At 66.5% G+C, this 23,651-nt stretch carries 23 protein-coding genes and 1 pseudogene; 16 read left to right on the top strand and 8 right to left on the bottom strand.

Annotation, left to right across the window (positions count from 1 at the left end):
• The first annotated feature begins 7 nt into the window (after nt 1–7).
• Nucleotides 8–913: an SDR family oxidoreductase gene (locus tag BRW65_RS03325; RefSeq protein ID WP_073871286.1), complete on the top strand. Its 906-nt coding sequence runs from the start codon at nt 8–10 to the stop codon at nt 911–913.
• A gap of 50 nt (nt 914–963) precedes the next feature.
• Here the strand turns inward: BRW65_RS03325 and BRW65_RS03320 are convergent, their stop codons facing one another.
• The 4 genes from BRW65_RS03320 to BRW65_RS03300 form a co-directional block, all read right to left on the bottom strand.
• The gene (locus BRW65_RS03320) at nt 964–2,154 is read right to left on the bottom strand and encodes a cytochrome P450 (RefSeq protein ID WP_073871284.1); all 1,191 of its coding nucleotides are present in this window, start codon (nt 2,152–2,154) and stop codon (nt 964–966) included.
• Between the two features lie 371 nt (nt 2,155–2,525).
• Nucleotides 2,526–2,978 (bottom strand): nitroreductase family deazaflavin-dependent oxidoreductase, encoded by a 453-nt coding sequence (locus tag BRW65_RS03310; protein WP_073871282.1) that lies wholly within the window; start codon nt 2,976–2,978, stop codon nt 2,526–2,528.
• A gap of 60 nt (nt 2,979–3,038) precedes the next feature.
• The gene (locus BRW65_RS03305) at nt 3,039–3,431 is read right to left on the bottom strand and encodes a hypothetical protein (protein WP_073871280.1); all 393 of its coding nucleotides are present in this window, start codon (nt 3,429–3,431) and stop codon (nt 3,039–3,041) included.
• Nucleotides 3,432–3,438: 7 nt separating this feature from the next.
• Entirely contained in the window at nt 3,439–4,602 is a 1,164-nt protein-coding gene (locus BRW65_RS03300) for a steroid 3-ketoacyl-CoA thiolase (RefSeq protein ID WP_073871278.1), read from the bottom strand.
• 134 nt (nt 4,603–4,736) lie between these two features.
• Here BRW65_RS03300 and BRW65_RS03295 point away from each other — a divergent pair, with 134 nt between their 5' ends.
• The 7 genes from BRW65_RS03295 to BRW65_RS03265 all read left to right on the top strand — a co-directional run bounded on the left by BRW65_RS03295 (nt 4,737) and on the right by BRW65_RS03265 (nt 11,649).
• Nucleotides 4,737–5,987: a cytochrome P450 gene (locus BRW65_RS03295; protein WP_073871275.1), complete on the top strand. Its 1,251-nt coding sequence runs from the start codon at nt 4,737–4,739 to the stop codon at nt 5,985–5,987.
• A complete protein-coding gene (locus tag BRW65_RS03290; RefSeq protein ID WP_073871271.1) occupies nt 5,987–7,000 on the top strand; it encodes an acyl-CoA dehydrogenase family protein in 1,014 nt (337 codons plus the stop codon). Before BRW65_RS03295 ends, BRW65_RS03290 begins: the two co-directional genes overlap by 1 nt.
• Nucleotides 6,991–8,154, top strand: coding sequence for an acyl-CoA dehydrogenase FadE29 (gene fadE29 / locus BRW65_RS03285; protein WP_073871269.1), 1,164 nt, complete (start codon nt 6,991–6,993; stop codon nt 8,152–8,154). Before BRW65_RS03290 ends, fadE29 begins: the two co-directional genes overlap by 10 nt.
• Complete coding sequence (locus tag BRW65_RS03280) at nt 8,151–9,101, top strand: bifunctional MaoC family dehydratase N-terminal/OB-fold nucleic acid binding domain-containing protein (protein ID WP_073871267.1); 951 nt, start codon at nt 8,151–8,153, stop codon at nt 9,099–9,101. Before fadE29 ends, BRW65_RS03280 begins: the two co-directional genes overlap by 4 nt.
• Entirely contained in the window at nt 9,098–9,499 is a 402-nt protein-coding gene (locus BRW65_RS03275) for a MaoC family dehydratase (protein WP_073871265.1), read from the top strand. The genes BRW65_RS03280 and BRW65_RS03275 overlap by 4 nt, the downstream gene beginning before the upstream one ends.
• Nucleotides 9,499–10,668: a lipid-transfer protein gene (locus BRW65_RS03270; protein WP_073871263.1), complete on the top strand. Its 1,170-nt coding sequence runs from the start codon at nt 9,499–9,501 to the stop codon at nt 10,666–10,668. The genes BRW65_RS03275 and BRW65_RS03270 overlap by 1 nt, the downstream gene beginning before the upstream one ends.
• Nucleotides 10,669–10,803: 135 nt before the next feature.
• On the top strand, nt 10,804–11,649 hold the full coding sequence (locus tag BRW65_RS03265; RefSeq protein ID WP_073871261.1) for an endonuclease domain-containing protein: 846 nt from the start codon (nt 10,804–10,806) through the stop codon (nt 11,647–11,649).
• A gap of 54 nt (nt 11,650–11,703) precedes the next feature.
• Here the strand turns inward: BRW65_RS03265 and BRW65_RS03260 are convergent, their stop codons facing one another.
• From BRW65_RS03260 to kstD, 4 genes are all read right to left on the bottom strand, one after another.
• A complete protein-coding gene (locus BRW65_RS03260) occupies nt 11,704–12,609 on the bottom strand; it encodes an adenylate/guanylate cyclase domain-containing protein (protein ID WP_244167973.1) in 906 nt (301 codons plus the stop codon).
• A gap of 195 nt (nt 12,610–12,804) precedes the next feature.
• A complete protein-coding gene (locus tag BRW65_RS03255) occupies nt 12,805–14,559 on the bottom strand; it encodes a patatin-like phospholipase family protein (RefSeq protein ID WP_073871258.1) in 1,755 nt (584 codons plus the stop codon).
• 55 nt (nt 14,560–14,614) lie between these two features.
• Nucleotides 14,615–15,475, bottom strand: a complete 861-nt coding sequence (locus BRW65_RS03250; protein WP_073871256.1) for a MaoC/PaaZ C-terminal domain-containing protein — start codon at nt 15,473–15,475, stop codon at nt 14,615–14,617.
• Nucleotides 15,475–17,157 carry a 3-oxosteroid 1-dehydrogenase gene (kstD, locus tag BRW65_RS03245; RefSeq protein ID WP_073871719.1) on the bottom strand — a complete coding sequence of 561 codons (1,683 nt, stop codon included), beginning with the start codon at nt 17,155–17,157 and terminating at the stop codon, nt 15,475–15,477. The genes BRW65_RS03250 and kstD overlap by 1 nt, the downstream gene beginning before the upstream one ends.
• A gap of 72 nt (nt 17,158–17,229) precedes the next feature.
• Here kstD and BRW65_RS03240 point away from each other — a divergent pair, with 72 nt between their 5' ends.
• The 8 genes and pseudogenes from BRW65_RS03240 (at nt 17,230) to BRW65_RS03210 (ending at nt 23,650) form a co-directional block, all read left to right on the top strand.
• On the top strand, nt 17,230–18,015 hold the full coding sequence (locus BRW65_RS03240) for a 2-keto-4-pentenoate hydratase (RefSeq protein WP_073871254.1): 786 nt from the start codon (nt 17,230–17,232) through the stop codon (nt 18,013–18,015).
• 52 nt (nt 18,016–18,067) lie between these two features.
• On the top strand, nt 18,068–19,000 hold the full coding sequence (locus BRW65_RS03235; RefSeq protein ID WP_073871252.1) for an acetaldehyde dehydrogenase (acetylating): 933 nt from the start codon (nt 18,068–18,070) through the stop codon (nt 18,998–19,000).
• Complete coding sequence (dmpG, locus tag BRW65_RS03230; protein WP_073871250.1) at nt 18,997–20,076, top strand: 4-hydroxy-2-oxovalerate aldolase; 1,080 nt, start codon at nt 18,997–18,999, stop codon at nt 20,074–20,076. The genes BRW65_RS03235 and dmpG overlap by 4 nt, the downstream gene beginning before the upstream one ends.
• Nucleotides 20,077–20,128: 52 nt before the next feature.
• On the top strand, nt 20,129–20,428 hold the full coding sequence (locus BRW65_RS03225) for a hypothetical protein (protein ID WP_073871248.1): 300 nt from the start codon (nt 20,129–20,131) through the stop codon (nt 20,426–20,428).
• Nucleotides 20,429–20,516: 88 nt separating this feature from the next.
• The gene (locus BRW65_RS03220) at nt 20,517–21,644 is read left to right on the top strand and encodes a hypothetical protein (RefSeq protein WP_073871246.1); all 1,128 of its coding nucleotides are present in this window, start codon (nt 20,517–20,519) and stop codon (nt 21,642–21,644) included.
• A 2-nt stretch (nt 21,645–21,646) separates the two neighbouring features.
• Nucleotides 21,647–22,429, top strand: a complete 783-nt coding sequence (locus BRW65_RS03215) for an SDR family oxidoreductase (protein WP_073871244.1) — start codon at nt 21,647–21,649, stop codon at nt 22,427–22,429.
• Nucleotides 22,395–22,565 (top strand): annotated as a pseudogene (locus tag BRW65_RS32860) (hypothetical protein); the annotation flags it as partial. The gene BRW65_RS03215 and the pseudogene BRW65_RS32860, both read left to right, overlap by 35 nt.
• Nucleotides 22,502–23,650 carry a sulfotransferase family protein gene (locus BRW65_RS03210; RefSeq protein WP_073871242.1) on the top strand — a complete coding sequence of 383 codons (1,149 nt, stop codon included), beginning with the start codon at nt 22,502–22,504 and terminating at the stop codon, nt 23,648–23,650. The pseudogene BRW65_RS32860 and the gene BRW65_RS03210, both read left to right, overlap by 64 nt.
• Nucleotide 23,651: the final 1 nt, after the last annotated feature.

Genomic DNA, 23,651 nt, shown 5'->3' with positions numbered 1-23,651 from the left:
AACGACTATGGGAGTGGTTGACGGCCGCGTCGTCATCGTCACCGGAGCGGGCGGCGGCATCGGTCGCGCGCATGCGCTGGCCTTCGCGGCCGAAGGCGCGCGCGTGGTGGTCAACGACATCGGCGTGGGCCTGGACGGTTCGCCGGCCGGTGGCGGCAGCGCCGCCCAGGGCGTGGTCGACGAAATCACCGCCGCCGGTGGAAAAGCCGTTGCTAACGGATCCAACGTCGCCGACTGGGACGAGGCGGCCGCCCTGATCCAGACCGCCGTCGACCATTTCGGTGGGCTGGACGTTCTGGTCAACAACGCCGGCATCGTCCGCGACAGGATGATGGCCAACACCAGCGAGGAGGAGTTCGACGCCGTCATCGCCGTGCACCTCAAGGGCCACTTCGCCACGATGCGGCACGCCGCGTCGTACTGGCGGGGGCTGTCCAAGGAGGGCACAGCCGTCGACGCGCGAATCATCAACACCAGTTCGGCTGCCGGGCTACAGGGCAGCGTCGGGCAGGGCAACTACAGCGCGGCCAAGGCCGGCATCGCGGCGATGACGCTCGTCGGCGCCGCGGAAATGGGCCGCTACGGCGTCACCGTCAACGCCATCGCGCCGTCGGCCCGCACCCGCATGACCGAGACGGTCTTCGCCGAGATGATGGCAACGCAGGACCAGGATTTCGACGCCATGGCGCCCGAGAACGTCTCGCCGCTGGTGGTGTGGCTGGGCAGCGCCGAATCCAGCGACGTCACCGGGAAGGTGTTCGAGGTCGAGGGCGGCAAGATCCGGGTCGCGGAGGGCTGGGCCCACGGGCCGCAGATCGACAAGGGCGCAAGGTGGGACCCCGCGGAACTGGGACCCGTGGTCGCCGACCTGCTGGCCAAGGCGCGCCCGCCGGTCCCGGTCTACGGTGCCTGATTCAGAAATACAGCACCCGGCGTGACAACCGAATTCTGTTGGGCCGCACTCTATGCGGGAACCAGCTTGAGCGGCAGGGCTTCGTGACGGCGGATGATGTTGTTAATCGCCCATTTCGGTGTGCCGGTGACCTCGATGCGGTCGACGCGCTCAATCAGCGCCCGCAGCATGGCTGCCGTTTCCAAGCGCGCCAGACCTTGGCCGGCGCAGGCATGCGCACCCTGCCCGAAGCCGATTTGACGGCTGGCGTCGCGGCGGATATCGAAGACCTCGGGTTCCTCCCACTCGCGTTCGTCTCGGTTGGCCGAGGCGTACATCACGAGGACGCGAGCACCGGACGGCAGTGCCGCGCAGGAAATTTCAGTATGCCGGCCCACCCAGCGCGCGAATGCACGCAGCGGTGATTCGTACCGGACCACCTCATTGACGGCGTTCGTCATGAGGGCCGGGTCCTCTTTCAGGAGCCGCCATTGCTCGGGATGGCTGGCGAACAGATGCAACGCATTGGAGATGGCGCTCATGGTGGTGTCGATCGACGGCGCGAGATAGTCGACCATTAGCGGTGGACACTCGCGGTGCGACAGCTTGCCTTCGTCGGCGGCGATCAGAAGCTCGTCTGCCATGCTGCCGTCGAGAACGGCGCGCCGGCGAACCACGCGGCGCGCGAACCCCAGCATTCGCAATGCTCGGGGCGTCGATTTAATCGCTTGCCAGTTCAGCGGACCGAGGACATCGAAAGTGGCTCCGCCCCACTCGATGAGGTGATCACGATGATCCCGCGGCCAACCGATGAGGTCAGGCACCACGGCCAGTGGCAGGGCGGCTGCCAGGCTGGTCACGCCATCGACCGCACCCTCGGCGAGCGCGGCATCGACGACCGCCGCGGCGGTAGCGTCCACGTTGTCGCTGATGGCACGCAGCACGCGGGGCAACAGCCGGTGCGCGACCAGCTTGCGTCGCCGGTCGTGCTCGTCGCCGTCGCTGTTGAGGGTCGTGCCTCGCGATAAGCGATTGGCGAGCGGATTCAGGGAGACGCCCCTGCCCGAAAGGAACGTCTTGTCGTCACGCAACACCGCCTTGCTCTCTGCGTACCGAGGGAGCGCGTACGCCTTCTGCTTGGCCAGCCAGACGACCGGGCCGAGGGCGCGCAAGCGCCGGTAATGCGGATAAGGATCGACGATTGCGTCGGTGGAGTAGATGTCCGGCTTGTATACCGGGACACCGGCCGGTGTGCGACGCATCGTTCTCCTCACAGCGCGCTGCCCTAGGCGCACGCTTTCTGACGAAATCGTCACATACGTCGATATGCTCAGTCAAGGCTTGACTGACGGGCCACCACCATTGATCGGCATTGTGAATCGGAGCGAGTGGCTGTGCCCGGGTGGAAAACGACGGGTCTTCGTCGCGCCCGCCGAGAGAAGCCGGCAGGACCACCCTTTCGCCGTCGCGCAGGTACAGCGTCGCGGTGCTCCGCGGACTGGTCCGACTTGCGGCCCGTGGTCGTCAGCAGCTCGGCGGGGAAGCGCAGCGGGGCCCGATCCTGGCGTTGGTTCGGCGGTACACCGAAACGTGCCCGCGCGCGAAGTATTCGAGCGGCGGCGCGGGGAGGACGTTATGGATCGCAGATGACGATCGGAATGACCCGATCCGTCCACGATCGGTAGTCGCCGAACGACGGGTACATGGCGTCCAGCTTTGGCCAGTACTCCGCACGCTCGGCCTCGGTGGCGTCACGGGCCTGCAAGTTCAGCACCTCGTCCTTGATCTGTACGGAGACTTTGGGGTTGGCTTTGAGGTTGAGGTACCACAGCGGGTGCTTGTCGCTGCCGCCCTTCGATGCGACCAATACCACCCGGTTCCCTTCGCGTAGGTAGAGCAGCGGGCTCACCCGCGGTTCACCGGTCTTGCGGCCCGTAGTGGTGAGCAGCGCGACGGGGGCGTTGCCGAAGGTGCCGCCGAATCTTCCGTTGCTGCGTCGGTAGATCCACGAGTTGCCCTTGGCCATCCACTTGATGATGAAGCCGACCCAGGGCGCATTCAAAGAGCGTGGCTTCGGTTTGGGCATGTTTTTCCCCTGTGCTGGATCTAGCCGGCGCCTCCGCACCCCGCTTTGCGGGCTGCGTCGTTACCGGCGCTGCTGGATGAACGGTTGGAAGCGAACCTTGATGTGGTGAATTTCGGCCTTGCCGCTTGAGCTTTCGCCCGGAATCACGAACGTCTCGTTGACTCGTGCGGCCAGCCGACGGGCGCCGAAAGCCGCCTTGGTCAGCACGGTGTAGGCCGCATGCACCAGATCCCCGTCGACCCGGTAATCCGGCGGCGTCGTGTCCACCAAAAATCGGTACTGCGGACCGCGATTCATGCTGCGGCGCAGGTGGTTTCCGGAGAACCCGTTCTTGATCCCTTGCTCGACGCGGGTGCACCGGGCGGCGAACGGAACGGAGTCGCCGTCATGGCTGACGAGCGCGTCGATGTAGGACTGCGCCGCGGCGATGCGGCTCTCTTCGGGGACGAGCACCGAGGGGCTAGATGCGTTCGATGATGGTGCCGGTGGACAGGGCACCACCGGCGCACATGGTGATCAACGCGGTGCTCTGGTCGGTGCGCTCCAGTTCGTGCAGCGCCGTGGTGATCAGGCGGCTGCCGGTGCTGCCGACGGGGTGGCCCAACGCGATCGCCCCACCGTTGACGTTCACCTTGTCCATGTCCGGGTTGTGCACTCGCGCCCAGGACAGCACCACCGACGCGAAGGCCTCGTTGATCTCGGTGATGTCGATGTCGCCCATCTTCATGCCAGCCTTCTCCAGCACCTTGGCGGTGGACTGCACGGGGCCGTCGAGGTGGTAGTACGGCTCGGCGCCGACCAGCGCCTGGCTGACGATGCGGGCCCGCGGCCTAAGCCCGAGCGCCTTGGCCTTGTCCTCATCCATCCAGAGCACTGCCGCGGCCCCATCGGAGATCTGCGACGACGTTCCCGCCGTGTGGATCCCGCCCTCGAGGACCGGCTTCAGGGAGCTCAGCCCCGAAAGGCTGGTTTCGCGCAGGCCCTGGTCGCGGGAGATGGTGACCCGCTCGGACGTCGGTTGCTTGTTCTCGTCCAGCGCCGGCGCCTCGATCGGGGAGATCTCGCGGTCGAAGCGTCCTTCCTCCCAGGCCCGCTTGGCCTTGGCCTGCGACTGATAGCCGAACTGGTCGATGTCGTCGCGGGTGATGCCCCGCCGCTTGGCGATCCGCTCGGCCGCGGTGAACTGGTCGGGCAGATCGATGTCCCACGACGCGGGACGCAGGATGCTGCGGTCGGGGCCCGCGTTGGCGCCGAGCCCGACGCGGCTCATGGCCTCGATTCCGCAGGCGATCCCGACGTCGATGGCGCCCGCCGCGATCAACCCGGCCACCAGACCGTTGGCCTGCTGACTGCTGCCGCACTGGCAGTCCACGGTCACGGCGCCGACATGCTCCGGCAACCCGGCCACCAGCCAGCTGACCCGCGTGATGTTGTTGGACTGTTCGCCGTACTGCGTCACACAGCCGCCGATGACCTGTTCGACATCGCCGGCGTCGATCCCGGCCTTCTCCACCAGTGCCCGCTGCACCGCACCGAGCAGCTCGGTGGCGTGCAGCCCTGACAGCCATCCATTGCGCTTGCCGATCGGGCTGCGGGTGGCTTCGACGATTACCGGGTTACCCATTCCGTCAGGCTAGAACACGTTTCATTAGTCTGACAAGCGACGATGATGACCTGCCTTTTATCTGCGTAGGAGCCGTGTTTTACTGGAACTAGAACACGTTGCAATTGTTCGTGCAATCAAGGAGCGCACCCTACATGGCACCCCCAAGCATTCCCGCCGACTTCGACTTTCTCGACCCGGACGTCAACCTCGCGGGGTTGCCCGTCGCGGAACTCGCCGAGCTGCGCAAGGCGGAGCCGATCCACTGGGTCGACATCCCCAACGGTGCGGGCGGGTTCGAGGACCACGGTTATTGGCTCGTCACCAAGCACGCCGACGTCAAGGAGGTGTCCAAGCGCAGCGACATCTTCTCGAGCTGGATGAACGGCGCCATCCCGACCTGGCCGCCGGAGATGAAGCGCGAGCAGGTCGAACTGCAGCGCAGCGTCATGCTCAACATGGACGCTCCGCATCACACTCGGCTACGCAAGATCATCTCCCGCGGGTTCACGCCGCGGGCCATCGGACGGCTGGAGGCCGAACTGGCCCAGCGCGCCCAGAACATCGCCAAGACCGCGGCGACCGAGGGTAGCGGCGACTTCGTCGAGCAGGTCTCGTGCGAACTGCCGCTGCAAGCCATCGCCGGCCTGCTCGGCGTTCCGCAGGAGGACCGCGACAAGCTCTTCCGCTGGTCCAACGAGATGACCGGTGGCACCGACCCCGAGTACGCCCACGTCGATCCTGCGCAGTCGTCGATGGAACTGATCACCTACGCGATGGCGATGGCCGCGGAGCGGAGCAAGAACCCCACCGACGACATCGTCACCACGCTCGTCCAGGCCGACATCGACGGCGAGAAGCTCTCCGACGACGAGTTCGGTTTCTTCGTGGTGATGCTCGCGGTGGCGGGCAACGAGACCACCCGCAACTCGATCACCCACGGCATGATCGCGATGGCGAACAACCCCGAGCAATGGGAGCTGTTCAAGAAGGAGCGGCCGTCGACCGCCGCCGACGAGATCATCCGGTGGGCCACCCCGGTCTCGGCGTTCCAGCGGACCGCCAACGAGGACACCGAGTTGTCCGGCGTGCTGATCAAGAAGGGCCAGCGGGTGGTGATGTCCTACCGGTCGGCCAACTTCGACGAAGAGGTCTTCGAGGACCCGCACACCTTCAACATCCTGCGCGACCCGAACCCCCATGTCGGCTTCGGCGGTACGGGCGCCCACTACTGCATCGGCGCGAACCTGGCCCGCATGACCATCAACCTGATCTTCAACGCGGTCGCCGATCACATGCCGGATCTCAAGCCGATCGGTGAGCCCGAGCGGCTGCGGTCGGGCTGGCTCAACGGAATCAAGCATTGGCAGGTGGACTACACCGGCAAGACCGCGGTGACGTCCTGATGGACTTCAATCTCACTGCGACGCAACAAGCCGTCGCGGATGTGGTGACGTCCGTTCTGGATCGGGACCTCGGCTGGGACGCGATGGTCAGCGGCGGCGTGACGGCGCTGCCGGTGCCCGAACGCCTCGGCGGCGACGGTGTGGGCCTGCCCGAGGTCGCCACGGTGCTCACCGAGATCGGCCGCCGCGGCGCCATCACGCCGGCGCTGGCCAGCCTCGGTTTCGGCGTGGTGCCGCTGCTTGACCTGGCGTCCGACGAACAGCAGGACCGGTTCCTGGCTGGCTCGATCAAGGGCGGCATCTTGACCGCGGCACTCAACGAGCCCGGTGCCGCGCTGCCGGACCGGCCGTCGACCACCTTCGTCAATGGCCGGCTGTCGGGGACCAAAGTGGCTGTGCCGTATGCCGGATCGGCCGACTGGATCGTCGTGACCGCCGACAGCGCGGTGGTGGTGGTGTCGCCGAAGGCCGACGGCGTGGCCGTGGTTGCGACGCCGACGTCGAACGGCTCGGACGAGTACACGGTGACGTTCGCCGACGTGGCGGTCGGTGACTCCGACGTGCTTGCGGGCGCGACGGCGCATCGGGTCAATCAGCTGGCGCTGGCGATGGTCGGCGCCTACGCCGACGGGCTGGTCGCCGGCGCGCTGCGCCTGACCGCGGATTACGTGGCCAACCGCAAGCAGTTCGGCAAGCCGCTGTCGACGTTTCAGACCGTGGCCGCGCAGCTCGCCGAGGTGTACATCGCCTCGCGCACCATCGATTTGGCGGCGAAGTCGGTCACCTGGCGGTTATCCGAGGGACGGGATGCCGACGATGACTTGGATGTCCTCGGCTACTGGGTCACCTCGCAGGCGCCGCCGGTGATGCAGCTCTGCCATCACCTGCACGGCGGCATGGGGATGGACATCACCTACCCGATGCACCGGTACTACTCCACGATCAAAGATCTGTCCCGACTGCTGGGCGGTTCTTCTCATCGGCTCGACTTGGTGGGAGCGCAATGTTCATAGACCTGACTCCGGAGCAGCGCCAGCTGCAAGCGGAACTGCGGGAGTACTTTTCGAACCTGATCTCGTCGGACGAGATGAAGGCGATGGAGCAGGACCGGCACAACGAGGCCTACCGCGCGGTGATCCGGCGGATGGGCCGCGACGGCAAGCTCGGGGTCGGGTGGCCAAAGGAGTTCGGCGGCTTGGGCTTTGGTCCCATCGAGCAGTCGATCTTCGTCAACGAGGCGCATCGGGCCGACGTTCCGCTACCCGCGGTCACGCTGCAGACCGTCGGTCCGACGCTGCAGCAGTTCGGCAGCGAGGCGCAGAAGAAGAAGTTCCTGCCGGCGATCCTGGCCGGCGAGGTGCACTTCGCGATCGGCTACACGGAGCCCGAAGCGGGGACCGACCTGGCCTCCCTGCGGACGAGCGCCGTCCGTCACGGTGACGAGTACATCGTCAACGGGCAGAAGATCTTTACCACCGGCGCGCACGACGCGGACTACATCTGGCTGGCCTGCCGCACCGATCCCGAAGCCGTGAAGCACAAGGGCATCTCGATCCTGATCGTCGACACCAAGGATCCCGGCTACTCGTGGACGCCGATCATCCTGTCCGACGGCGCGCACCACACCAACGCCACCTACTACAACGACGTGCGGGTGCCCGCCGACATGCTGGTCGGCGAGGAGAACGGCGGCTGGCGGCTGATCACCACCCAGCTCAACAACGAGCGGGTAATGCTGGGCCCCGCTGGCCGCACGGCCGGCATCTACGACCGCTTGCACGCCTGGGCATCCAAGCCGGGCAGCGACGGCGTCACCCCGATCGACCACCAGGACGTCAAGCGGGCGCTCGGCGAGATCCACGCGATGTGGCGGATCAACGAGCTGCTCAACTGGCAGGTGGCAGCGGCCGGTGAAGACATCAACATGGCCGATGCCGCGGCCACGAAAGTCTTTGGCACCGAGCGCATTCAGTACATCGGCCGGCTCGCAGAGGAAATCGTCGGCAAATACGGCAACCCGGCCGACTCGGACACCGCCGAGCTGCTGCGTTGGCTGGACTCGCAAACCAAGCGCAACCTGGTCATCACCTTCGGTGGAGGCGTCAACGAAGTCATGCGGGAAATGATCGCGGCGGCGGGTCTCAAAGTGCCGAGGGTGCCCCGATGACCGACATCCACGAAGCCGTCGCTGAGATCAAGGCGGCCGGCGGTCCCAAGCCGCGCGCCGGCCGCGACCCGGTGAACCAGCCGATGGTCAACAACTGGGTGGAGGCCATCGGCGACCGAAACCCGATCTACGTCGACGAGGCCGCGGCGCGGGCCGCCGGCCATCCGGGAATCGTGGCCCCGCCGGCCATGATTCAGGTCTGGACCATGTTCGGCCTGAGTGGGGAGCGTCCGAAGGACGACCCCATGGGCCCCATCATGGAGCTGTTCGACAACGCCGGCTACATCGGCGTCGTCGCCACCAACTGCGAACAGACCTATCACCGCTACCTGAGGCCCGGCGAGCAGGTCAGCATCACCTCGGAGATGGGTGACGTGATCGGGCCCAAGCAGACCGGCTTGGGTGAGGGTTACTTCATCAACCAGCACATCATCTGGCGGGTCGGGGACGAGGACGTCGCCGAGATGAACTGGCGCATCCTGAAATTCAAGCCGCGGGAGGCCGCATCCGGGCCTGCGGTGCCCGAGGACCTGGATCCCGACGCCATGATGCGCCCCGCGTCGTCGCGGGACACCGCCTTCTTCTGGGAGGGCGTCAAGGCGCACGAGCTGCGGATCCAGCGGCGGCCCGACGGCAGCCTGCAGCACCCGCCGGTGCCCGCGGTGTGGCAGGACAAGGCCGCGCCCATCGATTACGTGGTGGCCAGTGGCCGCGGTGAGGTGTTCAGCTTCGTCGTGCACCATGCGCCAAAGGTGCCGGGCCGCACGCTGCCCTTCGTCATCGCCCTGGTCGAGCTCGAGGAGGGCGTGCGGATGCTGGGCGAGCTGCGCGGGGCGGACCCAGCCGAGGTGAGGATCGGAATGCCCGTGCGCGCAACGTATATCGACTTCCCCGCCAGTGACACCGGCCCTGAGTGGACCCTCTACGCCTGGGAGCCTGACGCATGAGCGCCCCGACCGTGGAAGTGGGTACGACGCTGCCCGAGCTCAAGCTCTACGGCGACCCCACCTTCATCATCTCGACCGCCATCGCCACCCGCGACTTCCAAGACGTCCACCATGACCGTGACTTGGCGCAGGCCAAAGGGTCGAAGGATATCTTCGTCAACATCCTCACCGACACCGGTCTGGTGCAGCGCTACGTCACCGACTGGGCCGGCCCGTCGGCGCTGATCAAGTCCATCGGTCTGCGGCTCGGGGTGCCGTGGTACGCGTACGACACCGTGACCTTCTCCGGTGAGGTGACCGCCGTACAGGCCGGTCTGATCACCGTGAAGGTGTTCGGCCGCAACAGCCTTGGCGATCACGTCATCGCGACCGTGACGCTGACGATGGGAGACTCTTGATGTTGTCGGGTAAGGCTGCGATCGTCGGCATCGGCGCCACCGACTTCTCGAAGGACTCCGGCCGAAGTGAATTACGGTTGGCAGCCGAGGCGGTGCTGGACGCGTTGAACGATGCGGGCCTTTCGCCGTCGGACGTCGACGGGCTGACCACCTTCACGATGGACACCAACAACGAGACGGCGGTGGCCCGAGCGGTCGGGATCGGTGAGCTGAAGTTCTTCTCGCAGATCGGCTACGGCGGCGGCGCCGCGTGCGCGACCGTCCAACAAGCCGCGATGGCCGTCGCCACCGGGGTGGCCGATGTCGTGGTCGCGTACCGGGCGTTCAACGAGCGGTCAGGCATGCGGTTCGGTCAGGTGCAGACCCGGTTGGCGGGAGACGCTCGCGCGCAGGCGGATTCGACGGCCGCCGACAATTCGTTCTCCTACCCGCATGGCCTTTCCACACCGGCCGCGCAGGTCGCGATGATCGCTCAGCGCTACATGCACCTGTCCGGTGCGACGAGTCGCGACTTCGGAGTCATCTCGGTGGCTGACCGCAAGCACGCCGCCAAAAACCCGAAGGCGTACTTCTACGAGAAGCCGATAACCATTGAAGACCACCAGAATTCGCGGTGGATCGCCGAGCCGCTGCGGCTGCTGGACTGCTGCCAGGAGACCGACGGCGCGGTGGCGATCGTCGTGACCTCGCCCGAGCGCGCCCGGGACCTCAAGCAGCGACCGGCCGTCATCGAGGCCGCGTCACAGGGTTCGAGCCCCGACCAGTACACGATGGTCAGCTACTACCGGCCCGAGCTCGGCCTGCCCGAGATGGGCGTGGTGGGGCAGCAACTGTGGCAGCAGTCCGGCCTTTCGCCGTCGGATATCCAGACCGCCATCCTGTACGACCACTTCACCCCCTTCACGCTGATTCAGTTGGAGGAGTTGGGATTCTGCGGTAAGGGTGAGGCCAAGGACTTCATCGCCGACGGCGCGATCGAGGTCGGTGGCCGGCTGCCCATCAACACGCACGGCGGCCAGCTCGGCGAGGCCTACATCCACGGAATGAACGGCATCGCGGAGGGTGTGCGGCAATTGCGTGGGACCTCGGTCAACCCGGTCCCCGACGTCGAGCATGTGCTCGTCACCGCGGGAACCGGCGTCCCCACGTCGGGTTTGATCCTGGGCTAACCAAACCCCCTTCCCTGTCTGCCGAGCGTGCGGCTGGCCGCACGTTCGCGTACGAGTGTGCGGCCAGCCGCACGTTCGGCGAACTGTGGATAGCCGACGTGACGGCAACGGCGCCCTGTGCGAAGCTGCGGGGCCATGATGGAGCCGATCATTGGCAGCGAGGCCATCTCGGCGGGGGTGATGTCTAAGTCGCAGCTGGCTACTCGCTTTCGTCCATTGTTCCCGGACGTCTACGTGGAGCGTGACGTCGGCATCACTGCCGAACTACGTGCCAAAGCCGGGTGGCTGTGGAGCGGGCGCCGAGGTGTTGTCGCAGGGTTCGCCGCGTCCGCTCTGCACGGCAGCAGATGGGTCGATGATTCGCATGTCGTGGAGTTGCTTCACGACAATCGGCGCAGTCCACCGGGGATCCAGGCACACGGGGACCGTTTCGAGGAGGACGAGATCGAGCTGGTGGCCGGTATGCGGGTCACCTCGCCGGTCAGGACGGCACTGGACTTCGGCTGTTGGTACCCGACCATGACCGCCGTGGCGGGGATCGACGCCCTCGCCAGGGCAACGGAAATCAAAGCGGCTGACGTCGAGCTGCTGGCCCGGAGATACGTCGGACGCAGAGGCATCGCGCGAGCACGCCTAGCGGTAAGCCTGTTCGATCCGGGTGCACAGTCGCCCAAGGAGTCCTGGTTGCGCGTCGTCCTGATCCAGGCGGGCCTGCAGAGACCGCAGACACAGATTCCGGTGCGTGACGAGGTCGGCAATGTCTTCGCTTACCTCGATATGGGGTGGGAGGACGTCAAGGTCGCCGTCGAATACGACGGCGACCAGCACCGCAGCGATCGCCGGCAATACGGCTGGGACGTCAGGCGATTGGAAAGGCTACAGCGTTGTGGCTGGTTCGTCGTCCGAGTGGTGTCGGGCGACCGGCGCGCTGAGATCGTCGACCGTGTTCGCGCGGCATTGGCCCGGCGAACGTGCGGCTAGCCGCACAGTCGAGCCCGAACGTGCAGCCAGCCGCACGCTCGGCGCAGGGGAGAGCTACTTGCGTGCGACAACCGGGAAGACGGTCTCCATCCCGCGCCGGCCCTTGATCTCCACCTGCTCCGAGTCGCCCCAAACGTATTGCGTCTCGGCGGCGGTGTGAACGCTGGTGCTGACCATCACGGCCGGGCGCCCGGCGCGCCCGGCGATGCCGGCCAGCCGGAACGCCACGTTGGTCGCGTCGCCGATCACGGCCGTGACCGTTCTCGTCATCGCGGCGATCGCGGCCCGGCCCTGCACCACCCCCCAGCCCATGCGGATCGGCGAGCCGTCCGGGCTGCGTAGCGGGAGGGTGGGCCCGAGCTCCTCGACCCTGCGGTTCGCGGCGAGCGCGAAGTCGATCGCGAGCTCGTTGGCCTGTGGAATCGTCCGCAGCTCCCAGACGGCATACAGCGCATCGCCGGCGTAATGGTTGAGCGTGCCGCGATGGGCGCGCAGCACCTGGTTGAGGTCGTGCCACAGATAGTTCAGGCTCTGGGCGATCACCCGGTTGTCGGTGACCTCCGAGATCGTCGAGTAGTTGGTGATATCGCCGACGACCATCACCATGGTCTCCTCGGCGATCCGGGTCAGGGTCGGGCTGGTGTTGGTAAACCCCGCGGCATTGAACCGGTCCGACCGGAAGATCAGCACGACGTCGCCGATCGAGATCTGGTCGTCGGGCTTGATGGGGACCTGCACGGCGCGTTCCAGCGGCATGCCGTTGAGCAACGTTCCGTTGGTGCTGGTGTCGATGAGGTAGGCCCGGTCGGTGACGACGTCCAGACGGATCTCGAGGTGGTTACGGGAGATGTTCGGGTCCGGGATAACCAGCCGGCGCGCTTCGTCGATGCCCGCGCACTGACGGCCGACGAATAGTTGATCGAAGATCGGCACGAGCTTCTCGCCGCCGTTCAAGTGCATGACCAGATTGGCAAGCGGCCTGTTCAACCAATCGGAGCGCATGGCCTAACGACCTCGCCGCACTCGAACGGCCGGGTGTGCGAGCGAGACCCGTCGTTGTCTGTCCCGCCCGCCCTGACCACTCTGTGCACACACTAAGCGTCTGCCATCTGAAGATGCTGGGCTGTTAGCTGCAGGGGTAATCGTATCCGACGCTCAGCGAACGAGCGCCGGCTGCGCTTCGAGAGCCGCCCGGGCCGCTTTGCGCCCGGCTTGCAGGGCGGCGTCGATGTTTTTGAAGTCCAACGGACCGATCGCCGAGACGTCCGGCTCGATGATCGCCGTGACCCGAGGGAGCTCGCGCAGGTTCCACTTGGGGGCCGCGAGTTCGACGCTGCGAAGCAACGTGTCTTGCAGCGGAGGCAGGGCCACGTCCGTGCCGGTCACCAACCGCCGGACGAACGCGGGAGGCTGAAGCTTCGCCGGCAGCGGGCCAAAACCCTTCGACGGCACCCACGTCGTGCGCAGATCGACGCATATCACTTCGCCGTCGGGGTCGGCACACATCACGTCGGCCGGGAGGATGTTCATCAGTCCGCCGTCGACGAGGAGCCGCTCGTGATGTTGCACCGGCGGCAGAAGCCCGGGTATCGAGATCGATGCGCGCACGGCGACCCACAGCAGCCCGCGGCGATGGATGATCTGATCGCCCGTGATGATGTCGGTGGAGACGGAGAAGAACTCCCTTGGCAGGTGCTCGATCAGGGTGGTGCTGCCGAAGAATCCCTCGATCAGACGGTCGACACGGCGACCTCGCGTGAGGGCTATCGCAGGGATGGTGTAGTCGCTGACCGGCCTGGTCTCCGCAATGTACTTTCGTGCCGCCGCGGTGCAATCCCGCGCGTCCAGGCCCAGCGCGAAGGTGGCGGCGGCGAGGGCACCGGAACTGGTTCCGCCGAACCGGTCGATGACGACGCCCGCCCGGGTGAGCTCTTCGTAGACGCCGTAATGCGCGAGGCCCCGCGCGCCCCCGCCCCCCAGCACGAGACCGAGGGATCGCCCCGTGATTCTGCGGGCCAGCGCGCCGATGCCGTCGTCGTCGGCGGGGTGATGCGAGACCGGATGCAGCAGATCCCACCAGCTGGGGTCCGGCACGACGCCGCAAGTGACCAGGTGGACCGGCCCTTGGGTCACGGGTGGCTCGAGCGTGTCCGGCGGATGGGTTTGATCGGCAAGGACCACGACGCGGTCGCTTTGCGCGGTGACATAGCGTCGCCAGTTGTCGCCCGAGCCCCGATCGGCCACCAGCAAGACCCAATCGTTGCTCCGCTCGACGCGGTCGAGGGTCTCGCTGAACGCTTCGACGAGCTCGCCGTAATGGTTGGCCGCCGCCGTCGTTTCGACGCGCGGCGCGACGACGGCGGCCCGACCGTGCGATCTCAGCCGGGTGGCGATCGCCTCGATGATCGGCATGGCGACCGCATCCCCGGTCGACACCACGCCGACGACCCGGCGACCGCGGGAGACGGTGGCGGCTCGTGACTCGCGAAGCATTACCGCCATCGCGCGGAACATCGCCGATTGCAGTTGCGGCGCCTTGGCGAGCACCTCGCTGAACGTGTCGGCGGCGATCCTCCAGACGACGCCGTCGCGAAGTGCTCGTACTCCGGCCGAGCGAGCGGCGCCGGTGATCACGCCCAGGTCTCCGATCGAGTCACCGGACGCCATCTCACGAAGCACCTGTCCGTCGAGGCCGATGGCCGCGAATCGTCCCGAGGCGATTACATAGATGGCGTCCGACGGGTCCCCCAGGTGAAAGAGCCACTCGTTGGCGGGGACGTGCTGGCGACCTACGGTCTTCGTGAGCAGGTCGAGTTGTTCGTCGTCGATCTCGGCGAATATCGGAATGCTCCGCAGTGCGGTTCGCTCGTCGGCCGCACGCGGCTCGGGCGACTGCCCTTCAGCGACCATGAGAGGACGAAAGCACATTGCGCCGCTTAGCGGTAGTCCGCACGGCGCAAAGCCGCTACGCGGGGACCAGCTCGACGCCGCTCAGCACGACGGCGTTGTCGCGCGACGGCGCGACAACGCTGGCCACGAAACGGCCATCCTCTTTCCACACGTTCACGCGCAGCGTCTCGCCGGGGAACGCCACGCCCGCGAAGCGGGCGCCATAGGCGGCAACGGCCGATGCGTCGCCGTCCAGCAGCGTGTCGACGATGGCCTTGCAGGTCATCCCGTAGGTGCACAGGCCGTGCAGGATGGGCTGCGAAAACCCCGCGGCCGCAGCGAATTCCGGGTCGGAGTGCAGCGGGTTACGGTCGCCGCACAGCCGGTAGAGCAGCGCCTGCTGCGGCAGGATTGGCACCGCCACCTCCACATCGGGCGCCCGGTCGGGCGCCGCGTCCGACGTCGATGGCCCACGCTCCCCGCCGAATCCGCCCTCACCGCGAGCGAAGATCGACCGCCGCTGCGTCCACAGCAGCGTGCCGTCGGGCGCGCTGACGGTCGTCTCACTCCAGATCACCGCGGCCTTGCCCTTGTCCCAGATGTCGGTGAACCGGGTGACGGCGCGGGCCGAACCCGACGGCGGCAGCGGACCGGGCACCTCCACCCGCTCGCTGGCGTGCAGCACCTTGCCCAGCTCGATATCGATGCCGGGGAATTGCACGGCAGGCGGCTTGGTCATGTGGAAGGACGCCGCCACATTGGCGAACGTCGGCAAGACCTGCGGTGTGTCGTCAACCAGGTAGCGCAGCTCGCGTGGATCCATCGGATCCTTGCCGGCGCCCAACGCCAGGTGGTAGAGCTGCACATCGCTGCTCGTCCACGAGAAATCGATGGGGTCAAGCTCGGCGGCCAGTGCGACGTCTACATCGATGGGCATCAGCGTTCCCCCGCAATGTGCAGTGCGGCCAGGTATCCGAAGGTCATCGCCGGGCCGATGGTGCCGCCCGGACCGGGGTAGGTGTGGCCCATCACCGGGGCGCTGACATTGCCTGCGGCGTAAAGGCCTTCGATGATCGAGCCGTCGTCGCGCAGCGCACGGCCGTGGACGTCGGTGCGGACGCCGCCCTTGGTGCCCAGGTCGCCGGGCACCATCTTGGCGGCGTAGTACGGCGCGTGCGCGAGCTCGCCCAGGTTGGGGTTCGGCTTGTTGGTCGGGTCGCCGTAGTAGCGGTCGTACGCGCTCTCGCCCCGGTGGAAATCCTGGTCGACGCCCGACCGGGCGAAGCCGTTGAACCGCGCCACCGTCGCGGTGAAGTCCGCAACCGGCAGGCCGGCTTTCTGGGCCAGCTCTTCGAGCGTGTCGGCGGAGATGATGACACCGGACTCGAGCCACTTGCGGGGAATGCGTTGTCCCGGCTGCAATCCCGCGAAGATGTAGCGGTCGCGGTATTGCTGGTCGAACACCAGCCACGCCGGAATGTTCTCGCCCGGCCCGGGACCCTGGCCGAATTCTCCGCCGTACATGTGGTGACAGGCCTCGACGTAGGGCATCGACTCGTTCATGAACCGCTTGCCCGACATGTTGACGATGATCGACCCCGGCGAATTGCGCTCCGACAACGCGAACCACGGCGCACCTACCAGCGGCACGGTCGGCCCCCACCAGGCGTCTTCCATCAGTTCGAGTGCGGCGCCGAGCTTTTCGGCGGCGACGATGCCGTCGCCGGTGTTGGCCTTGGCGCCGACGGTCCACTCGGTGGTGATCGGTGCGCGCTGATACTTCACCCGCATCTGTTCGTTGTGTTCGAAACCGCCCGAGGCCAGGATCACCCCGCGCCGGGCCCGGATCAGCCGCGGCTCGGAAGACTCCGACGCGCCGCTGTCGCGCACGTAGACGCCGCGCACCACGCCGTCCTCGACGTACAGGTCGGTCAGCGCGGTGTTGAGCAGCACCGGGACGCCGGCCTGCTGCAGCCCGATCCGCAGCGGGCCGATCAACGCCCGGCCCATGCCGACGAGATTCTTGCCGGTCGCCTTCGCCCACATGGTGCGGGCGCCGACCTTCAGGCTGCGGGCCACGCCCCGCGGGTGCCGCTTCAGCTGGTTCAGCCGCACGTAGTCCTGTTGCATCACAACGACGTTGAGCGGCACCTTGCCGTATGCCGGTTCGAGCCCGGGCATGTCGGCGCCCAGCTTGCGCGCGTCGAATGGCTTCGGCTCGATCGAACGCCCTTCGGCGCGACCGCCCGGCGCCTCCGGGTAGTAGTCGGAGTAGCGCGGAACCCAGCACATCTTCAGCGGGGTGTGCTTCAGCACGAACGAGAGCATCTCGGGTCCGCGGTCGAGGTAGGTGTCGATGCGTTCGGGGTCGACGACGTTGCCGACGATGCCGTGCAGGTAGGTCCGGGCCGCCTCGGGGTCATCCCGGACGCCGTCACGCTTGAGCACCTCGTTGTTGGGAATCCAGACGCCCCCACCCGACCGCGCTGTCGAACCGCCGAAGTGCGCAGCCTTCTCGATGACTACTGTGGCAAGGCCCCGGTGAGCGGCCGTCAGGGCAGCCACCATGCCGGCTCCGCCGCTCCCGACCACGACGACGTCGAGCTCCTGTGCTGTCATGTAGAACACGTTATAGAATTGCCCGGGCCGGGCGCTACTGGGCCGGTCACACGAACGAGGGGACTTCTGCAGATGCTCAGTGTTGCGACACGAGACGAGCTTGCTGCCGACTTGGCGCAGGCTGAGCGGAGCCGCTCACCGATCGCTCCGCTGACCACCGCTCACCCGGACATCGACGTCGTAGACGCCTATGAGATCCAGCTGATCAACATCCGCCAGCGGGTAGCCGAGGGAGCGCGTGTGCTGGGCCACAAGGTGGGCCTGTCATCGAAGGCGATCCAGCAGATGATGGGGGTGGACGAGCCGGACTACGGGCATTTGCTCGACGAGATGCAATTGTTCGAAGACACCCCCGTGAAGGCGAGCCGCTACCTGTGGCCGCGGGTCGAGGTCGAGGTCGGTTTCATCCTCAACGACGACCTGCCGGGAGCCGACTGCACGGAGGACGACGTAATGGCGGCCACCGAGGCGCTGGTGCCGTCGATCGAGTTGATCGACACCCGGATCACCGACTGGAAGATCGAGTTGTGCGACACCATCGCCGACAATGCGTCGTCGGCGGGCTTCGTGCTGGGGAAGGCGCGCGTCTCCCCGCGCGACGTCGACATCAAAGGCATCGATGCGGTGCTGAGCTGCAACGGTGAGGTCGTCGCCAAGGGCCGCACCGACGCGGTGCTGGGCAACCCACTGACCGCGGTGGCCTGGCTGGCCCGCAAGGTGGAGGGCTTCGGTGTGCGGTTACGCAAAGGCGACTTGGTACTTCCGGGGTCCTGCACGCGCGCGATCGACGCGCACGCCGGCGACGATTTCGTCGCCGACTTCACGGGCCTGGGATCTGTTCATTTGTCATTCGAATAGTCTCGAATTAAATCGTCGGACTTAAATAGCGAGCTTCGCGAAGGAGCGTCACATGCCGGCTAAGGCGAGTGTGGCCATTGTCGGGTCGGGAAACATCAGCACTGACCTGCTCTACAAGTTGCTGCGGTCGGAGTGGCTGGAGCCGCGCTGGATGGTGGGCATCGACCCGGATAGTGAGGGCTTGGCGCGGGCCCGCAAGCTGGGCTTGGAGACCACGCACGAGGGTGTCGACTGGTTGCTGGCCCAGTCGGAGAAGCCCGACCTGGTGTTCGAGGCCACCAGCGCCTACGTGCACAGGGACGCGGCGCCGAAATACGAAGCCGCCGGGATTCGGGCCATTGACCTGACCCCGGCCGCCGTCGGTCCGGCGGTCATCCCCCCGGCCAATTTGCGCCAGCACCTGGATGCGCCGAACGTCAACATGATCACCTGTGGCGGGCAGGCCACCATTCCGATCGTCTACGCGGTGAGTCGCGCCTTGGTCGAAAAAGGGGGAGTGCCCTACGCCGAGATCGTCGCGTCAGTGGCATCGGTATCGGCCGGGCCGGGCACGCGCGCCAACATCGACGAGTTCACCAAGACCACCAGCAAGGGCGTGGAAACGATCGGCGGCGCCAAGCGGGGCAAGGCGATCATCATCCTCAACCCGGCCGATCCGCCGATGATCATGCGCGACACCATCTTCTGCGCCATCCCCGAAGATGCCGACCGCGACGCGATCGCGAAGTCCATCCAGGACGTGGTGGCCGAGGTGCAGACCTACGTGCCGGGCTACCGGCTGCTCAACGAGCCGCAGTTCGACGAGCCGTCACTCAACTCCGGTGGCCAGGCGGTGGTCACCACGTTCGTCGAAGTCGAGGGCGCCGGCGATTACCTGCCGCCGTATGCGGGCAACCTGGACATCATGACCGCCGCGGCCACCAAGGTGGGCGAGGAAATCGCAAAGGAATCCCTATCCGCGACGGCGCCAGGAGCGCAAGCATGAGTACCGACATCTTCTTCGACCCGATCTGGGACGTGCGGTTGACCGACACGTCATTGCGCGACGGCTCGCACCACAAACGCCACCAATTCACCAAAGAAGAGGTCGGCGCGATCGTGGCCGCCCTGGACACCGCCGGGGTTCCGGTCATCGAGGTCACCCACGGGGACGGCCTGGGTGGCTCCAGCTTCAACTACGGGTTCTCCAAGACGCCCGAGCAGGAACTGATCAAGCTGGCCGCCCAGACGGCCAAGGAAGCCAAGATCGCCTTCCTGATGCTGCCCGGGGTGGGCACCAAGGAGGACATCAAGGAGGCCCAGAACAACGGCGGATCGATCTGCCGGATCGCCACCCACTGCACCGAAGCCGACGTGTCCATCCAGCACTTCGGGCTGGCCCGCGAGCTCGGCCTGGAGACCGTCGGCTTCCTGATGATGAGCCACACCGTTCCGCCGGAGAAGCTGGCCGCCCAGGCCCGCATCATGGCCGACGCGGGTTGCCAGTGCGTCTACGTGGTCGACTCGGCCGGCGCGCTGGTCCTCGAAGGGGTGCGCGACCGGGTGGCGGCGCTGGTCGCCGAGCTCGGCGACGACGCCCAGGTCGGTTTCCACGGGCACGAGAATCTCGGGTTGGGCGTCGCCAACTCCGTCGAGGCCGTCCGCGCGGGCGCCAAGCAGATCGACGGCTCGTGTCGGCGATTCGGCGCCGGGGCCGGCAACGCCCCCGTCGAGGCCCTGATCGGGGTCTTCGACAAGATCGGTGTCAAGACCGGCATCGACTTCTTCGACATCGCCGACGCCGCCGAAGAAGTGGTCGCCCCGGCCATGCCCGCCGAGTGCCTGCTGGACCGCAACGCCCTGATCATGGGCTACTCCGGGGTCTACTCGAGCTTCCTCAAGCACGCCATCCGCCAGTCCGAGCGCTACGGCGTGCCCGCCCACCAGCTGCTGCACCGCGCCGGTCAGCGCAAACTCATCGGCGGTCAAGAGGACCAACTCATCGACATCGCACTGGAGATCAAGCGCGAGCAGGGGGCACCTCCCGCTCGCGGGGGAGAGAGCGCTGCCGCCGCCCAGTAACCGGCGTCGCGCGCACAGGCTAAACAAAGCTACCCGGAGTAACCTGGCGCGCATGAGCGTGACACCCAGGAAAACTCGTGGCCGCGGACTGCACGGCGTGCTCGCCGGGAGTTTGCTGGCCGCCACCGCCGCGACGGTGATCGCCCTCCCGGTCGCCGGCGCCGCGCCTCAGTGCGATCAGACCGTGGGCAACTCCATCGACCAGTACCTGCAGCGGCATCCCGACCTGCATGCGCAGCTGCAGGCCAAGTCGGAGGCGGAAGGCGGCGGCCCCAACGTCATCGACTATCTGAACCGGCATCCGGACGTGCGGCAGCATCTGATCGACCTGTCGCAGCAGTGCGCACCCTAGTGAGTCGGCCTCGTCGGTGAACGCCCCGGCGGACGCGCGGGAATGTTCGCCATTGACGAAAAAGTAGAACACGTTCTAGCGTCTATGCGTGTTCACAGATCCCCTCACCGCCGCGATCGCCGAAGCCGAGAAACTGGTTACCGACGCCCCCTTCATCGAGACCGAGGCAGACCTGCTCGAAGGGCTGCAGTACCTGGCGGGCTGCGTTTCGGCCTGTATCCACCTCGCCTTCGACTACGAGCGGGACCACCCGTTCCTGCAATCCGGAACCGGGCCCTTCACCAAGATGGGCCTGGACAACCCCGACACCCTCTACTTCGGTACCCGGGTGCACGCCAACCACGACTACGTCGTCACCGGCCGGCGCGGCACCACGACCGACCTGAGCTTCCAGTTGCTCGGCGGTGAATACACCGACGACAACGTGCCGGCCAGCCAGGCGGCGTTCGACGACCGCGAACTCGAGATCGCGGCCGACGGCAGCTTCGAGTGGCGGGTGCGGCCCACCAGCAACGGGCAGCTGGTCATCCGCGAGGTCTACGGCGACTGGGCGGCACAGCGCGGCACGCTGACGATTTCGCGGCTGGACACCGCGGGCACCGCACCCCCACCGCTGACCCGCGAGACCATCGAAAAGCGTTACGCCACAGCGGGAAAGCAGCTCGTCAACCGGGTGAAGACGTGGCTGCAGTTCCCCCAGTGGTTCTATCTCGACCTTCCGGTCAACACCATGGTCGCGCCCCGGCTCACGCCGGGCGGACTCGCGACCCAGTATTCGTCGGTCGGCCACTACGACCTGCGGCCCGATCAGGCGCTGGTGATCACCATCCCGGTTTCGGACGCGCCCTACCTCGGCTTCCAGCTGGGCAGCCTGTGGTACATCTCGCTGGACTACATCAACCACCAAACATCGCTGAACAACACTCAGGCGCAAGCGGATCCGGATGGCAAGGTGCGCATCGTCGTCGCCGAGGAGAATCCGGGAGTGACAAACTGGGTGGAGACGCTGGCGCATCGGCGCGGCTTCCTGCAGTTCCGTTGGCAGCGGGTGTCGCGTCAGCTCACCGAGGCGGACGGCCCCACCGTCGAGTTGGTCGACTTCGACGCCGTACCCGCCGCGTTGCCCTACTTCGAGCACAATAAGATCTCCGACGACGAATGGCGTGCGCGAATAGCTCTGCGCCAACAACAAATTGCGGCCAGGATGCTGGGGTGACGATGTCAGGCTTGCTCAACGAAAAGGTCGTCGTCATCAGCGGCGTCGGGCCGGGGCTCGGTACCACCCTCGCGCACCGATGCTCCCAGGACGGCGCCGACCTGGTGCTGGCGGCGCGGACGGTGGAACGGCTGGAAAGCGTCGCCAAACAGGTCAACGACACCGGGCACAAGGCGTTGGCGGTGCGCGCCGACATCACCGACGACGACGAGGTGAACTACCTCGTCGAGACCACCATGGCGACCTACGGCAAGGTCGACGTGCTGATCAACAACGCATTCCGCGTGCCATCCATGAAGCCCTTGGCCGGCACGAGCTTTCAGCACATCCGCGACGCGATCGAGCTCAGCGCGCTGGGCGCGTTGCGTCTCATCCAGGCTTTCACGCCCGCACTGGAGAAATCGCACGGATCGATCGTGAACGTCAACTCGATGGTGTTGCGCCACTCCCAGGCCAAGTACGGCGCCTACAAGATGGCCAAGTCGGCGCTGCTGTCGATGTCGCAATCCCTGGCCACCGAGCTCGGCGAGAAGGGGATCCGCGTCAATTCCGTTGCCCCGGGCTATATCTGGGGCGACACCCTGCAGGCCTACTTCGAGCACCAGGCGGTCAAATACGGCACCACGGTGGACCAGATCTATGCCGCCACCGCGGCGAACTCCGACCTGAAGCGCCTGCCCACCGAAGACGAGGTGGCCTCGGCGATCCTTTTCCTGGCCAGCGACTTGTCCAGCGGCATCACCGGGCAGACGCTGGACGTCAACTGCGGGGAGTACCACACGTAATGCCGCCATCGACGATGCAGTGGGGGTGCCGCCCGCTTGCGGGGGACGAAGCGATGAGGAGGAGATGGCGACATGGGAGCTGATCGCACCGATATCGGCACCGTCGACGAGCTGCACGCCTCGGCAACCAAGCTGACCGGGCTCGACGACTTCGGCGCCAACGACGACAACTATCTCGAGGCGCTGGAGGTGCTGCTGGACTCCTACCGGCGAGAGGCCGGCCTTACGGTGTTGGGCAGCAAGATGAATCGCTTCTTCCTGCGGGGTGCCCTGGTGGCCCGGCTGCTGTCCGAGGCGTCGTGGAAGCAGTACCCGCAACACGCCGACGTCGTGATCGAACGCCCGATCTTCGTCACCGGGCTGGTGCGCACCGGCACCACCGCGCTGCACCGGCTGCTGGGCGCCGACCCCGCGCATCAGGGCCTGCACATGTGGCTGGCCGAGTTTCCGCAGCCGCGTCCGCCGCGCGAAACCTGGGAGTCGCATCCTCTCTACCGCCAGCTCGACGAGCAATTCAATCGGCACCACCGAGAGAATCCCGGCTACACGGGCCTGCACTTCATGGCCGCATACGAGCTCGAGGAGTGCTGGCAGCTGCTTAGGCAGTCGCTGCACTCGGTGTCCTACGAGACCCTGGCGCACCTACCCAGTTACGCGCAATGGCTGTCGGAGCAGGACTGGACGCCGTCCTACCGGCGGCACCGCAAGAACCTTCAGCTGATCGGGCTCAACGACGCCGAAAAGCGTTGGGTGCTCAAGAATCCCAGTCACCTGTTTGCGCTGGACGCCTTGATGGCGACCTACCCCGACGCGCTGGTGATTCAGACCCACCGGCCCGTCGAGACGATCATGGCCTCGATGTGCTCGCTGGCCCAGCACACCGCCGAGGCATGGTCCACGACGTTCGACGGCGCCCAGATCGGCGCCGACGCGATGGATACCTGGTCGCGTGGGCTGGAGCGCTTCAACAGCGCCCGTGCCAAGTATTCGCCGGCCCAGTTCTACGACGTCGACTACAAGGAACTGATCGCCGACCCGATCGGCACGGTGGCCGACATCTATCGGCAGTTCGGGCTGACGCTGACCGACGACGCACGGGCGGCGATGGAGAAGGCGCACGCCGACAGCCAGTCCGGCGAGCGGGCGCCGAAACACCGTTACTCGCTGGCCGATTACGGCCTGACCGTCGAAACCGTCAAGGAGCGCTTCGCCGGGCTGTAGA

This window comes from Mycobacterium paraffinicum (assembly GCF_001907675.1).
Lineage (GTDB): Bacteria > Actinomycetota > Actinomycetes > Mycobacteriales > Mycobacteriaceae > Mycobacterium > Mycobacterium paraffinicum_A.
The sequence above is the reverse complement of the archived record's forward strand: the minus strand, read 5'-3'. Positions and strand labels throughout refer to the sequence as shown.